Raw genomic sequence first — 12473 nt, 5'->3', positions numbered from 1 at the left:
GCCGGCTGAAGCTGCGGCATCTCCAGCTGCTCACGGCGATGGACGACCTGCGCAACCTGAACCGCGCGGCGCAGAGCCTGGGGCTGACGCAGCCCGCCGCCTCCAAGCTGCTGGCCGAGATCGAGCAGATCGTCGGCGTGCCGCTGTTCGAGCGCCGCCCGCGCGGGGTGGAGCCCAACCTCCAGGGCGAGGTGCTGCTGCGCCGCGCCCGCACCGTGCTGGTGGCGCTGGAACAGGCGGGGGAGGAGCTCAATTCCCTGCGGAGCGGCGCGGGGGGCACGGTGGCCATCGGCGCTGTCACCGGCCCGGCGGTGGACGGCCTCGCGCGTGCCGTGGAACTGGCGCAGCAGCGCAGCCCGGCGCTGCGCATCTCGGTGGAGGTGGAGACCAGCGCGCCGCTGGTGGAGCGGCTGCGCGCCGGGCGGCTGGATTTCGTGCTGGCGCGCATTCCGCAGGGCGCCAGCGCCGCCGGGCTGGAATACCGCGAGGTGGGGGAGGAGCCGCTCTGCTTCCTGGTGGGGGAGGGGCACCCGCTGCTGGCCGGCCCGCCGCCCGGCCTGGCGGCGCTGCTGGGCTACCCCTGGGTGCTGGAGCCACCCGGCAGCCTGCTGCGGCAGGCGGTGGAGACCATGGTGGCCCGCCACGGGCTGAGCCTGCCGGGGCGGGTGCTCAACACCGCCTCCGCCCTGCTGGCGCTCTCCGTGCTCGGGCGTGGCGAGGCGGTGTGCGTGGTGAGCGAGCCGGTGGCCGCGCTGTTCGACGGCGCCGGCCGGGTGCGCCGCCTGCCGCCGCCGCCGGAGGAGCCGCATCTGGCCGTGCCGCCCTTCGGGCTGATCCGGCTGAAGGACCGGCCTCTCTCCCCCGCGGCGCAGGGGTTTTTCGGGTTGCTGGAGACAGTGCTGTTTCCCGGCTGAGATATTGAAAATGGCATGTCGGAGGCCGCTCTTGTCATTGGCCCGGCATGTCTCTCCGCCCTACACTGCGCGATGGCCGGGGCGCCGACACTGCCGCCGGCGCACAGGGAAGGGGACGGGGCCGATGGCCGGGGACGACACCAAGAAAAGCACGCTGCGCAGCCAGGCCTGGTTCGGCCGGCAGGACAAGATGGGCTTCTACTACCGCTCCTTCCTGAAGAACCGCGGCATCCCGCAGGACCAGTTCGAGGGCCGCCCGGTCATCGGCATCTGCAACACCTGGTCCGAGCTGAACCCCTGCAACAGCCATTTCCGCACCATCGCCGAGCATGTGCGCTACGGGGTGCTGGAGGCGGGCGGCTTCCCGCTGGAATTCCCCGTCTCCTCGCTGGGCGAGGTGACGATGCGGCCCACCGCCATGCTCTACCGCAACCTCGCCGCCATGGATGTGGAGGAGGGCATCCGCGCCCATCCGCTGGACGGCGTGGTGCTGCTGATGGGCTGCGACAAGACGACGCCCGCGCTGCTCATGGGCGCGGCCAGCGCCGACCTGCCCGCCATCGGCGTCTCTGGCGGGCCGCAGCTGCGCGGCGTGTACCAGGGCAAGATGATCGGCTCCGGCACCAACATCATCTCGATGAGCGAGCAGCTCCGCGCCGGCGAGATCACGCTGAAGGAATTCCACGAGGCCGAGGCGGGGATGAACCGCAGCCACGGCTCCTGCATGACCATGGGCACCGCCTCCTCCATGGCCTCGATGGTGGAGGCGCTGGGCATCGGTCTGCCGACCAACGCCGCCATCCCCGCCGTCGATGCCCGCCGCAACGAGCTGGCGCGCATGGCCGGGCGCCGCATCGTGCAGATGGTGGCCGAGGACCTGACGCCGACCAAGATCCTGACCCGCGAGGCCTTCGAGAACGCCATCCGCACCCTGGCGGCGATCGGCGGCTCGACCAATGCGGTGGTGCACCTCATCGCCATCGCCCGCCGCATCGGCGTGGACCTGACGCTGGACGATTTCGACCGGCTTGGCCGTGGCGTCCATTGCCAGGTGAATTTGATGCCCTCCGGCGAGTACCTGATGGAGGATTTCTACTATGCCGGCGGCCTGCCGGTGGTGCTGCGCGACCTGGCCGAGCAGGGGCTGCTGCACAAGGACGCGCTGACGGTGAACGGCCGCACCATCTGGGAGAACGTGCAGGACGCGCAGTGCTGGAACCGCGCCGTCATCACCACGCCGGAGGCGCCGTTCAAGCCGGATGCCGGCATCGCCATCCTGCGCGGCAACCTCGCGCCCGATGGCGCGGTGATCAAGCCTTCCGCCGCCTCGCCGCACCTGATGAAGCACACTGGCCGCGCCGTGGTGTTCGAGAGCATCGAGCACCTGCACCATGCGGTGGACGATGACAGCCTCGACATCGACGCGGACTGCATCATGGTGCTGCAGAATTGCGGCCCGCGCGGCTACCCCGGCATGGCGGAGGTGGGCAACATGCCGCTGCCGCAGAAGCTGCTGAAGCAGGGCGTGCGGGACATGGTGCGGATCTCCGATGCCCGCATGTCCGGCACGGCCTATGGCACGGTGGTGCTGCATGTGGCGCCGGAGGCGGCCGCCGGCGGCCCGCTGGCCCTGGTGCGCAACGGCGACCTCATCACGCTGGACGTGAAGGCCGGCACGCTGCACCTGCATGTGGAGGAGGCAGAGCTGGCCGCCCGCCGCGCCGCCTGGACGCCGCCCGCGCCGCCGATGGACCGTGGCTACACCCGGCTTTATGTGGAGCATGTGTTGCAGGCCGACCAGGGCGCCGATTTTGACTTCCTGGTGGGCAAGAGCGGCTCCCCCGTCCCCCGCGACAATCACTGACAGAAAAAAGATGGGGGTCCGGGGGAATTCCTTTCCCCGGCCTTCTTTCGTTTGAGGGAGTAAAAGAAATGCCCAACCCCCCCCGCTACCGCGGCGTGTTCCCCGTCGTGCCGACCATCTTCGACGAGAGCGGCGCGCTCGACCTGCCTGGCCAGCTCCGCGCCGTGGACTTCATGATCGATGCCGGCTCGGACGGCCTGTGCATCCTGGCCAATTTCTCCGAGCAGTTCGTGCTGTCCGACGAGGAGCGCGAGGTGCTGACGGCGGCGATCCTGAAGCATGTGGCGGGCCGCGTGCCGGTGATCGTCACCACCACGCATTTCAGCTCGCGCGTCTGCGCCGAGCGCAGCCGCCGTGCCGAGGCGCAGGGCGCGGCGATGGTGATGGTCATGCCGCCCTATCACGGCGCCACCATCCGCGTCGGCGAGGCGGGGGTGCAATCGTTCTTCCAGGCTGTCTCGGATGCCATCGGCATCCCCATCATGATCCAGGACGCGCCGGTGGCCGGCACGCCGCTTTCTGCCCCCTTCCTGGCGAAGATGGCGCGGGAGATCGAGCAGGTTTCCTACTTCAAGATCGAGACCGCCGGTGCCGCGACCAAGCTGCGCGAGCTGATCGCGCTGGGCGGCGACGCGATCGAGGGGCCGTGGGATGGCGAGGAGGCGATCACCCTCTTCCCCGACCTGGAGGCGGGGGCCACCGGCAGCATGACCGGCGGCGGCTACCCGGATGGCATCAAGCCCATCCTGGAGGATTACCGCGCCGGCCGGCGCGAGGCGGCGATGGCCGGCTATGCCCGCTGGCTGCCGCTGATCAACTATGAGAACCGCCAGGCCGGGCTGCTGGCGGCCAAGGCGCTGATGCAGGCGGGCGGCATCATCGGCTGCGACGCGCCGCGCCACCCCGTGGCGCCGCTGCACCCCAAGGTGCGCGAGGGGCTGCTGGAGACGGCGCGGGCGCTGGACCCGATGGTGCTGCGCTGGGGCCGCTGACCAGGGCCGGGGAGGGGGCCTACCCCTCCTCCGCCTCGTCGAAGCTGAGCCCCTCGTAGAGCTCGGCGAGCGGGATGGAGAGGCCGATCTCGGGCATCTCCAGCACCGCATCGGCGCGCAGCACATGGCCCACCCAGTCCTCGCCCATGCGGGCGAAGACGGTCGCGGCGATGCGGTCCTGCTCCAGCATCACGTAGCGGCGGATGGAGGGGGTGGCGGCGTATTCGTGGTTCTTGGTGATGCGGTCCGTGCCGGCGGTGCTGTTGCTCAGTACCTCGAACACCACCACCGGGTCCCGCACCAGGGTGCTGTCATTGGCGGCGGGGGTGCAGGTCACCAGCCCGTCCGGGTAGCGGATGCTGCCCGCCACCAGCACCTTCAGGTCCGACCCCGCGAACTGGCAGGGCTTCCCGCGCAGCCGCCCGCCCACCGAGATGGCGAGGTTGCGCTGGATGAAGGCATGCGCCCGCGTGCCGCCCACCATGGCCACGGGCCGGGCGCCGTCGAACTCGAAGCGCAGCTCCTGGCCTTCCTCCCAGTCGAGGAACTCCGACAGGCTCATCGGCTTGCGATAGGCGAGGTTCATGGCGGCCAGCCTAGCATGAAGGGGCACCGGGACTTCCAGCCCGGAGATGGGGCGGCGGGCGCGGGCCCGCCAGCCCCCGCCCCGCTCAGGCCGCCTTGGCGGCGTCCAGCGCCGGATAGTCCACATAACCCTCGGCGCCGCCGGCGTAGAGGGTGTCGCGGCTCACCTCGTTCAGCGGCGCGCCCAGGCGCAGGCGCTCCGGCAGGTCCGGGTTGGCGATGAACTTCAGGCCAAAGCTGATGGCATCCGCCCGGCCCTCCGCCAGATCCGCCGCCGCCTGCTCAGGCGAGAAGCGCTCATTGGCGATGAAGGGGCCGCCGAAGGCCGCACGCAGCTGCGGGCCGATGCGGTCCGGCGCCTCGTGCTCGCGGGCGAAGAGGAAGGCGATCTTCCGCCGGCCCAGTTCGCGCGCCACGTAGCCGAAGGTAGCGAGGCGGTCGCTGTCGCCCATGTCGTGGCTGTCGGCGCGGGGGGCGAGGTGCATGCCCACCCGGTCGGCGCCCCAGACGCCGATGGCGGCGTCCGTCACCTCCAGCATCAGCCGGGCGCGGTTCTCGACCGGGCCGCCATACTCGTCGGTGCGGCGGTTGGTGGAATCCTGCAGGAACTGGTCGAGCAGGTAGCCATTGGCGCCATGGATCTCGACGCCGTCGAAGCCGGCGCGCTGCGCGTTCTCGGCGCCGCGGCGGTAGGCGGCGACGATGCCGGGGATCTCGTCCGTCTCCAGCGCGCGCGGCGTCACATAGGGGCGCTGCGGCCGCACCAGGCTGACATGACCGGCCGGCTGGATGGCGCTCGGCGCCACGGGCAGGGCGCCGTCGAGGAAGATGGGGTCCGAGATGCGGCCGACATGCCAGAGCTGCAGCATGATCCGCCCGCCGGCCGCGTGCACGGCGTCGGTGATCATCTTCCAGGCCTCGACCTGCGCCTCGGACCAGATGCCGGGGGTGTTGGCATAGCCCACGCCCATCGGCGTGACGGAGGTGGCCTCGGACAGGATCAGCCCGGCGGAGGCGCGCTGCACGTAGTAGTCGCGCATCATCGGCGTCGGCACCCGGTCCGGCGTGGCGCGGGAGCGGGTGAGGGGGGCCATGATGATGCGGTTGGGCGCCTCGATCGCGCCGAGGCGGATGGGGTCGAACAGTGTGGGCATTGCGCTATATCTCGTCCAGGCGTGACGGGAACCGGGAGGGTGCCCGTTGTTCGATGATCGTCGAATATCGAACAACTAGGAGGAGACGAGCCGGATGCAAGACCCCTATCCGCATCCCGAGATCGGCGCGGTGCCGCTGACCGAGGTGCTGCACGCGCTGAGCGACCCGCTGCGGCTGCGCATCCTGGCCGCCCTGGCGGCGGAAGGGGAGCGCGGCTGGGGCGCGTTCGAGGCGGGCGTCTCGCCCTCCACCCTCTCGCATCACATGAAGGTGCTGCGGCAGGCGGGGCTGGTGCGGCACCGCCGGGAAGGCACGCGCTGCGTCGTGGCGCTGCGCGACGAGATGGCGGAGCGCTTCCCCGGCCTGCTGGACACGGTGCTGGCGCTGGAATCCCGGACCAGCCCGGCTTCCTGACAGGCCCAGATGATGGGAGTGCCGGGGGGAGGAGTTCCGTCTTCCTCCCCTCGCGCTGCCGCTCAGCGGGCTGCGGTGAACACCACCTCGATCAGCGTGTTCGGCCCGAGATCGGCGACACCGATGGTGGCGCGGGTCGGCAGGTCGTCGCCGAAGAAGGCGGTCCAGGCCGCGTTCATCTCGTCCTTCAGCGCCATGTCGGTGATGTAGATGGTGGCGGCGAGCACCTTGCCGCGATCGCTGCCCACCTCGTCCAGCAGCTTGCCGAAGCGCGCCAGCACCTGCTCGGTCTGGCTCTTCATGCCCTGGCTGCGGTCCTCCGCCACCAGCCCGCCGACATAGAGCACGCCGTTGTGCTCGACGAAGCGGTGCATGATGGGGGTGCGGCCGTGGCGCTGGATGGTCATCCGTCAGGTCTCCTGGAGGTTCGGCGCGCGGCGCGTGCCGGCGGCGCGGGTGGCATAGTGCGGCAGGCCGGCCCGGCCTGCCAGAGGGGCAGGGCGCCCCCTGTTCAGCCCGCGCCGGATTCGATACGGTCTTGATGTGGCGCCGGGATCTCCCGCGCCTCGCTCCTTCGGGCCAGGCAAAGGGCCCGCGGCGTGCGCGGCCCCGCTGCCTCAGAAACATGCCTCAGCAAAAACAACACCGGAGGAGTACGACCATGACGATGGATCGCCGCACCCTGTTGCGCGCCGCCACGGGCCTTGCCGTCGGTGCCGGGCTGCTGCCCGCCGCCAGCTGGCACGCCGAGGCCGCCGCCCCGTTCCGCAACGACGTGCCGCCCGCCTGGTACCGCTTCCGCCTCGGCGGCTACGAGGCCACGGTGATCTCCGACGGGCGCCTGCCGCTCGGCAAGCCGGAGCCGGCCTTCCCGGCCTCGCCGCCGGAGGAGATCGTGGGCCTGCTGCGCGGCAACTTCCTGCCCCCCGACGCCGCGACGCTGGAGCAGAACGTGCTGGTGCTGAACACCGGCCGCCAGCTCATCCTGTTCGACACCGGCATGGGCGAGAGCATGGGGGCGGACAGCAAGATGTTCGGCCCCACCACGGGGCGGATGCTGGCCAACATGCGCGCCGCCGGCATCCAGCCGGAGCAGATCGACCTCGTGGTGCTCAGCCACGCGCATTGCGACCATTGCTGGGGCCTGGTGGACGCCGCCGGCAACCGCGTCTTCCCCAACGCGCAGGTGGCGCTGAGCGAGGCCGACCTGCGCTACTGGACGGATGACAGCAACAAGCGCGGCCCGGCCTTCATGACCAGCTTCATCGATGGCGCGAAGAAGAACCTCTCCGCCTATCGCGACCGCATGGTGATGGTGAAGGACGGGGCGGAGGTGGTGCCCGGCATCACCGCCATCTCCACGCCGGGCCATACGGTCGGCCACACCTGCTACACCATCGAGAGCGATGGCCAGAGCATGGTCTACACGGGCGACCTGGCGCACCACCACATCCTGCTGCTGCAGCGGCCGCTGTGGGAATTCTCCTTCGACACCGACCCGAAGCTCTCCGCCCAGTCGCGCAGCCGCATGCTCGACCGCCTGGCGACGGACCGGCAGGCGGTGCTGTCCTACCACTTCCCCTGGCCGGGGCTCGGCCATGTGGCGAAGGCCGGCGAGGGCTATGTCTGGGTGCCGGAGCCGATGGACCTGACAAGCGCCGGCTGATGCGTCCGCACCCCGGAGCAGGACGCTCCGGGGTGCTTCACCATGCCGTCCGTCTATGACGTATAACGGACATTATGACAAATATTGGTCGGCATGGCGGTTCACCCGGGCCGTGGCGCCCGCCGCCGCCCCGGCCGGACGGCTCGCCATGCGCCGCTCAGGCTTCCAGCGGCCGCATGGCGCCCGCGCGCAGCGTGGCCTCCGTGCGCGCCTGCAATTCGTCCAGGCTGAGGCCGGGCAGGATCTCCTCCACCTCCAGCCCCTCCGGCCGAACGGCAATCACCGCGAGGTTGGTGAAGATGCGCTTCACCACGCCGGTGGCCGTCAGCGGGTAGCGGCACTGGCGCAGGATGCGCGGGCTGCCATCCCGCGCCGTGTGCTCCATCATCACCCAGATCTGCCTGGCGCCCACGGCGAGGTCCATCGCCCCGCCCACCGCCGGCACGCCTTCGCCGAGGCCGGTGGACCAGTTGGCGAGGTCGCCCGCCTCGGAGACCTGGAAGGCGCCCAGCACCGAGACGTCGAGATGGCCGCCCCGCATCATCGCGAAGCTCAGCGCGCTGTCGAAGAAGCTGCCGCCGCTCCGCAGGCTCACCGGCTGCTTGCCGGCGTTGATCAGGTCCCAGTCCTCCTGCCCGGCCGGCGGGCGCGCCCCGACATGCAGGATGCCGTTCTCGCTGTGCAGGAAGATCTCGTTCTCGGGCGGGATATGGTCCGGCACCATGTCCGGCAGGCCGATGCCGAGGTTGACGAAGGCGCCGTCCGGAATGGCGCGGGCCACGCGGCGGGCCATCTGCTCGCGGTTCAGCGGCGTGCTCATTGCGGCGCCTCCCTCTGCACCACGCGGTCCACGAAGATGCCGGGCGTCACCACCGCCTCCGGGTCCAGCGCGCCGAGCTCGACGAACTCCTCCACCTCGACCACCACCAGCTTCGCGGCGGTGGCCATCACGGGGGCGAAGTTGCGGGCGGTCTTGTTGTAGGTGAGGTTGCCCAGGCGGTCCGCCTGCCGGCCGCGCAGCAGCGCCACGTCGGCGGAGAGCGGCATCTCCAGCACATGCTCGCGCCCGTCGATCATGCGCGTCTCCTTGCCCTCGGCCAGGGCGGTGCCGGCGCCGACGGGGGTGTAGAAGCCGCCGAGCCCGGCGCCGGCGCAGCGCATCCGCTCCACCAGCGTGCCCTGCGGCACCAGTTCCAGCTCGATCTTGCCGGCCAGGTAGAGGGTGGTGAAGCTCGCCGTCGTGTGCAGCTTGGACTTGGGGTAGGAGCAGACGAGCTTGCGCACCTGCCCCGCCTCCAGCCAGATGCGCAGGTCCGGCTCCGCGCTGCCGCCATTGTTGGCGATCACCGTCAGGTCGCGCAGCCCGGCGCGATGCACCGCGGCGACCAGCCCGAGCGGCGTGCCGGCGCCGCCGAAGCCGCCCAGCATGATGGTGGCGCCATGGCCGATGCCGGCGATGGCTTCCGTGAACGATGCGACGCGCCTGTCCAGCATTGCGCTGCCGGTCCTCCCTGTGTTTGCGGCCCTGCGGCCGTCTTCTCGCCTGGTGGCGCGCGGCGGGCGGTCAGCGCGCGCCGAGCAGCTTCCAGATCCCGTCCGCCGCCAGCACCATGCGGTCTCCCACGGTCAGCGTGCCGCGCACGAACATCACCGAGCGGCCACGCCGCATCACCTCGCCGCGCGCCTCGACGAACTCGCCCGGATGCGCCGCGGAGAGGAAATGGGTGTTGAGCTGCATCGTCACGGCCGGCTGGCGCCCGGACGCCTCGTGCACGACGAGGCCGAGCGCGTTGTCGGCCAGCGTCACCAGCATGCCGCCATGCACGATGCCGCGCGCATTGCTGTGCTGCGGCCCGGCGAGGAAGCCATAGGCCCAGCTCTCGCCCTCGCGCCGGGCCCAGAGCGGGCCGACCAGGGTGGAAAAGTTGGAGTTGCCCCGGGGTTGCCAGCCGGCGCCGGCGGGGTCGAAGGCGCCCGTGCCGGCGGAGGGCGGGCTGGCGGTGGAGATGTCTGCGCCCGGAGGGGGCATGGGATCGTTCCTCTTGGCGCCATCATTTCCGCTAAGCGGAATAACGTTCCATTTTTGCTGGCCGAGTATGCGCGCCCGCCACGGCCCGTCAAGCCATGCGCCCGGGGCCTCGACAGCACCCCCCCGCCACCCGATATGCGGGTCCGCGGCCCGGGCCTGCCGGGCCACCCGCATCCGAGGGAGACGCCGCATGGATACCAACACCATCACCTACCCGGTGACGCGGACCGAGGCGGAATGGCGCGCCCGCCTGACACCCGAGCAGTACCGGGTGATGCGCGCCCACGGCACGGAGCGCCCGGGCAGCTGCGCCCTGCTGCACGAGAAGCGCGCCGGCACCTTCACCTGCGCCGGCTGCGACCAGCCGCTGTTCAGCACCGAGGGGAAGTTCGAGAGCGGCACCGGCTGGCCGAGCTTCGGCGCGCCGCTGGAAGGCGCCGTCGGCGTCAGCCGGGACATGAGCCACGGCATGGTGCGCACCGAGGTCCATTGCGCCAGCTGCGGCAGCCATCTGGGCCATGTCTTCCCCGACGGCCCGCCGCCCACGCATCTGCGCTACTGCATCAACGGCGTGGCGATGGACTTCCACCCCGCCTGACACCCCGCCTGAGGGGGCGGCGCGGATGGCGGCGGGCGCCCCGGGGTTGCCTCCCCGCCCCGCTGGCGGAATGATGAACCTGAAGGCGCCGGTACGGGCGCCGCAAGGGAGGTTCATCATGCAGAACTGGTCGAGGCGCGCCATCCTGGGCGGGCTGGCGGCACTGCCCGCCATCCGCGCATCCGCCGACACCTGGCCATCCGGCACCATCCGCATCGTCGTGCCCTTCGCGCCCGGCGGTTCCACCGACGCCGTGGCGCGGCTGGCGGCGCCGGGCCTGCAACAGCGCCTCGGCGTGCCGATCGTGGTGGAGAACCGCAGCGGCGCGGCCGGCAGCATCGGCACCGATGTCGCCGCTAAGGCCCGGCCCGACGGGCAGACCTGGCTGCTGACCTTCGACTCCCATGCCGTGATGCCGGTGCTGGTGCCCAGCCTTCCTTTCGACATCCAGCGCGACCTGGCGCCCGTCACCCAGATCGGCCATGCGCCCTATGTGGTGGCCTGCCAGCCGGGCAAGCCCTACAAGACCATGGCCGACGTCCTGGCCGCGGCCAAGCGCGGCGGTGTCACCTTCGGCTCCACCGGCAACGGCACCATCGGGCACCTCGCCATGCTGATGCTGGCCCGCCGCGCCGGGGTGAGCATGACCCACCTGCCCTATCGCGGCGGCGGGTTGGCGGTGAACGACGCGGTGGCCGGCCATATCGACATGATGATCGGCAGCAGCGCCCTGCTCGCGCCGCACATCTCCGCCGGCTCGCTGCGGCCGCTGCTGCAGCTGGGCGAGCAGCGGCTGGCCGGCCTGCCGGAGGTGCCCACCACCGCCGAGGCCGGCTTCCCGGGCCTGACCGCCGTGGCCTGGTGGGGCGTCTTCGCCCCGGCGGGAACGCCGGAGCCGGTCATCCAGCGCTTCCGCGCGGCGCTGGTCGAGACCTACCGGGAGCCGCGTATCGCCAGCCAGTTCGCCGAGCTGAACCAGGCGGAACTCGTGCTCTCCGAGCCCGCGGATCTCGCCCGCTTCGTCGGCACGCAGATCGACAGCTGGGGCCGGGTGGCGCGGGACAACGGCGTGCGCCCCGACTGACGGCCAGGCCAGGGGCGCCGCCCCTGGCCCTCCCCCGCGCCTCGCCTCGCCTTGACAGGGCAATTGGAACGTTCCAATCCTGCCATGGCACAGCGAGACGCGGGCGCGGATGCAGCGGGTGAGGATCAAGGACGTGGCACGTGAGGCGGGGGTGGCGCTGTCCACCGCCGCCCTGGCGCTGCGCGACGATTCCCGGCTGCGCCCGGAGACCCGCCGCGCCGTGCGCGAGGCCGCCGAGCGCCTCGGCTATGTGTATGACCGCTCCGCCGCGCTGATGCGCTCCGGCAAGTCGCACACGGTCGGCCTGCTGGTCTGCGAGCTGACCAACCCCTTCTACGCGGAGCTGACCGCCGGCGTGGAGGAGGCGCTGGACGAGGCCGGCTACGCCACCATGCTGGCCAACACCTCCGAATCCGTGCTGCGCCAGCGGCGGATGCTGGAGCGCTTCCGGGAGCAGCCGGTGGACGGCGTGCTGCTGATGCCCGCCACGGGCACACCCCCGGCGCTGATCGGCGAACTCCAGGCCTGGCGCGTGCCGCATGCCACGGTGGTGCGCGGCTTCCGCGCCGGCGCCCATGCGGGGCCGGACAACCGCGCCGGCACGCGGCTGGCCACCGAGCATCTGCTGGGCCTCGGCCACCGCCGCATCGCCTTCCTGGGCGGCGCCGCGCGCAACTCGGTCAGCACCGGGCGGTGGGACGGCTATGCGCGCAGCATGGCGCGGGCCGGGCTGGCGGCGGAACACCTCCCCTGCTCCACCGATATCGGCGCCGCCGCCGCGATCGCCCAGGCGCTGCCGCCGGAGAGTCCGACCGCGCTGGTCTGCTTCAATGATTCCGTGGCCTTCGGCGCCACGCTCGGCCTGCTGCGCGCCGGCCGCATGCCCGGCCGCGACGTGGCCGTGACGGGCTTCGACGATGTGCGGGAGGCGGCGCACTGGTACCCGCCGCTCACCACCATCCGCGTCGCGCCGCGCGTCATCGGCCAGGCGGCGGCGCGGGTGCTGCTGCACCGCATGGAACAGCCGGAGGCGCCGCCGCTGCGCGAGATCCTGCCGCCGGCGCTGGTGGTGCGCGAATCCTGCGGGGCGCGCCTGCGCCGCGCCGACTGAACCAGGCCGACGCGGCCCCGCCTCGAAGAAGGCCGCGCGGACCAAGCGAGAGGGAAGAACG

At 71.6% G+C, this 12473-nt stretch carries 14 protein-coding genes; 8 read left to right on the top strand and 6 right to left on the bottom strand.

Going from position 1 to position 12473, the window contains the following annotated elements:
• The 3 genes from ACZJYS_RS09010 to ACZJYS_RS09000 form a co-directional block, all read left to right on the top strand.
• The coding region (locus ACZJYS_RS09010; RefSeq protein WP_493177329.1) for a LysR substrate-binding domain-containing protein at window positions 1-914 on the top strand (914 nt) is incomplete at its 5' end.
• 124 nt (window positions 915-1038) lie between these two features.
• Window positions 1039-2778 (top strand): IlvD/Edd family dehydratase, encoded by a 1740-nt coding sequence (locus tag ACZJYS_RS09005; protein WP_493177327.1) that lies wholly within the window; start codon window positions 1039-1041, stop codon window positions 2776-2778.
• Between the two features lie 68 nt (window positions 2779-2846).
• On the top strand, window positions 2847-3770 hold the full coding sequence (locus tag ACZJYS_RS09000; RefSeq protein WP_493177324.1) for a dihydrodipicolinate synthase family protein: 924 nt from the start codon (window positions 2847-2849) through the stop codon (window positions 3768-3770).
• A 19-nt stretch (window positions 3771-3789) separates the two neighbouring features.
• On the opposite strand, the gene ACZJYS_RS08995 is transcribed toward ACZJYS_RS09000, so the two are convergent.
• Both ACZJYS_RS08995 and ACZJYS_RS08990 read right to left on the bottom strand, forming a co-directional pair.
• Window positions 3790-4356 carry a Uma2 family endonuclease gene (locus ACZJYS_RS08995; protein WP_493177322.1) on the bottom strand — a complete coding sequence of 189 codons (567 nt, stop codon included), beginning with the start codon at window positions 4354-4356 and terminating at the stop codon, window positions 3790-3792.
• Between the two features lie 85 nt (window positions 4357-4441).
• Window positions 4442-5509 (bottom strand): alkene reductase, encoded by a 1068-nt coding sequence (locus tag ACZJYS_RS08990; protein WP_493177320.1) that lies wholly within the window; start codon window positions 5507-5509, stop codon window positions 4442-4444.
• Window positions 5510-5603: 94 nt separating this feature from the next.
• Here ACZJYS_RS08990 and ACZJYS_RS08985 point away from each other — a divergent pair, with 94 nt between their 5' ends.
• On the top strand, window positions 5604-5924 hold the full coding sequence (locus tag ACZJYS_RS08985) for an ArsR/SmtB family transcription factor (protein WP_109517527.1): 321 nt from the start codon (window positions 5604-5606) through the stop codon (window positions 5922-5924).
• Window positions 5925-5986: 62 nt separating this feature from the next.
• Here ACZJYS_RS08985 and ACZJYS_RS08980 read toward each other — a convergent pair whose 3' ends face one another.
• Window positions 5987-6331, bottom strand: a complete 345-nt coding sequence (locus ACZJYS_RS08980) for a RidA family protein (RefSeq protein WP_379641152.1) — start codon at window positions 6329-6331, stop codon at window positions 5987-5989.
• A gap of 254 nt (window positions 6332-6585) precedes the next feature.
• On the opposite strand from ACZJYS_RS08980, the gene ACZJYS_RS08975 reads away from it, so the two are divergent.
• Window positions 6586-7590, top strand: a complete 1005-nt coding sequence (locus ACZJYS_RS08975) for an MBL fold metallo-hydrolase (protein ID WP_245906399.1) — start codon at window positions 6586-6588, stop codon at window positions 7588-7590.
• A 157-nt stretch (window positions 7591-7747) separates the two neighbouring features.
• Here ACZJYS_RS08975 and ACZJYS_RS08970 read toward each other — a convergent pair whose 3' ends face one another.
• The 3 genes from ACZJYS_RS08970 to ACZJYS_RS08960 all read right to left on the bottom strand — a co-directional run bounded on the left by ACZJYS_RS08970 (window position 7748) and on the right by ACZJYS_RS08960 (window position 9619).
• Window positions 7748-8410, bottom strand: a complete 663-nt coding sequence (locus ACZJYS_RS08970) for a 3-oxoacid CoA-transferase subunit B (protein ID WP_493177318.1) — start codon at window positions 8408-8410, stop codon at window positions 7748-7750.
• Window positions 8407-9084 carry a 3-oxoacid CoA-transferase subunit A gene (locus tag ACZJYS_RS08965; RefSeq protein ID WP_109517524.1) on the bottom strand — a complete coding sequence of 226 codons (678 nt, stop codon included), beginning with the start codon at window positions 9082-9084 and terminating at the stop codon, window positions 8407-8409. Before ACZJYS_RS08965 ends, ACZJYS_RS08970 begins: the two co-directional genes overlap by 4 nt.
• A 70-nt stretch (window positions 9085-9154) precedes the next feature.
• Window positions 9155-9619, bottom strand: a complete 465-nt coding sequence (locus tag ACZJYS_RS08960; RefSeq protein WP_493177317.1) for a PaaI family thioesterase — start codon at window positions 9617-9619, stop codon at window positions 9155-9157.
• A 190-nt stretch (window positions 9620-9809) separates the two neighbouring features.
• Here ACZJYS_RS08960 and msrB point away from each other — a divergent pair, with 190 nt between their 5' ends.
• The 3 genes from msrB (at window position 9810) to ACZJYS_RS08945 (ending at window position 12412) form a co-directional block, all read left to right on the top strand.
• Window positions 9810-10217, top strand: a complete 408-nt coding sequence (msrB, locus tag ACZJYS_RS08955) for a peptide-methionine (R)-S-oxide reductase MsrB (protein ID WP_109517522.1) — start codon at window positions 9810-9812, stop codon at window positions 10215-10217.
• Between the two features lie 118 nt (window positions 10218-10335).
• Complete coding sequence (locus tag ACZJYS_RS08950) at window positions 10336-11301, top strand: Bug family tripartite tricarboxylate transporter substrate binding protein (RefSeq protein WP_181378158.1); 966 nt, start codon at window positions 10336-10338, stop codon at window positions 11299-11301.
• 118 nt (window positions 11302-11419) lie between these two features.
• A complete protein-coding gene (locus tag ACZJYS_RS08945; RefSeq protein WP_493177315.1) occupies window positions 11420-12412 on the top strand; it encodes a LacI family DNA-binding transcriptional regulator in 993 nt (330 codons plus the stop codon).
• The last annotated feature ends 61 nt before the right edge of the window (window positions 12413-12473 follow it).

Source organism: Roseomonas sp. TS2, from assembly GCF_058833935.1.
The sequence above is the reverse complement of the archived record's forward strand: the minus strand, read 5'-3'. Positions and strand labels throughout refer to the sequence as shown.

Coding starts and splice junctions, on each gene's coding strand:
- ACZJYS_RS09005 (WP_493177327.1), top strand. CDS start 1,039: ATGGCCGGGGACGACACCAAGAAAAGCACGCTGCGCAGCCAGGCCTGG.
- ACZJYS_RS09000 (WP_493177324.1), top strand. CDS start 2,847: ATGCCCAACCCCCCCCGCTACCGCGGCGTGTTCCCCGTCGTGCCGACC.
- ACZJYS_RS08995 (WP_493177322.1), bottom strand. CDS start 4,356: ATGAACCTCGCCTATCGCAAGCCGATGAGCCTGTCGGAGTTCCTCGAC.
- ACZJYS_RS08990 (WP_493177320.1), bottom strand. CDS start 5,509: ATGCCCACACTGTTCGACCCCATCCGCCTCGGCGCGATCGAGGCGCCC.
- ACZJYS_RS08985 (WP_109517527.1), top strand. CDS start 5,604: ATGCAAGACCCCTATCCGCATCCCGAGATCGGCGCGGTGCCGCTGACC.
- ACZJYS_RS08980 (WP_379641152.1), bottom strand. CDS start 6,331: ATGACCATCCAGCGCCACGGCCGCACCCCCATCATGCACCGCTTCGTC.
- ACZJYS_RS08975 (WP_245906399.1), top strand. CDS start 6,586: ATGACGATGGATCGCCGCACCCTGTTGCGCGCCGCCACGGGCCTTGCC.
- ACZJYS_RS08970 (WP_493177318.1), bottom strand. CDS start 8,410: ATGAGCACGCCGCTGAACCGCGAGCAGATGGCCCGCCGCGTGGCCCGC.
- ACZJYS_RS08965 (WP_109517524.1), bottom strand. CDS start 9,084: ATGCTGGACAGGCGCGTCGCATCGTTCACGGAAGCCATCGCCGGCATC.
- ACZJYS_RS08960 (WP_493177317.1), bottom strand. CDS start 9,619: ATGCCCCCTCCGGGCGCAGACATCTCCACCGCCAGCCCGCCCTCCGCC.
- msrB (WP_109517522.1), top strand. CDS start 9,810: ATGGATACCAACACCATCACCTACCCGGTGACGCGGACCGAGGCGGAA.
- ACZJYS_RS08950 (WP_181378158.1), top strand. CDS start 10,336: ATGCAGAACTGGTCGAGGCGCGCCATCCTGGGCGGGCTGGCGGCACTG.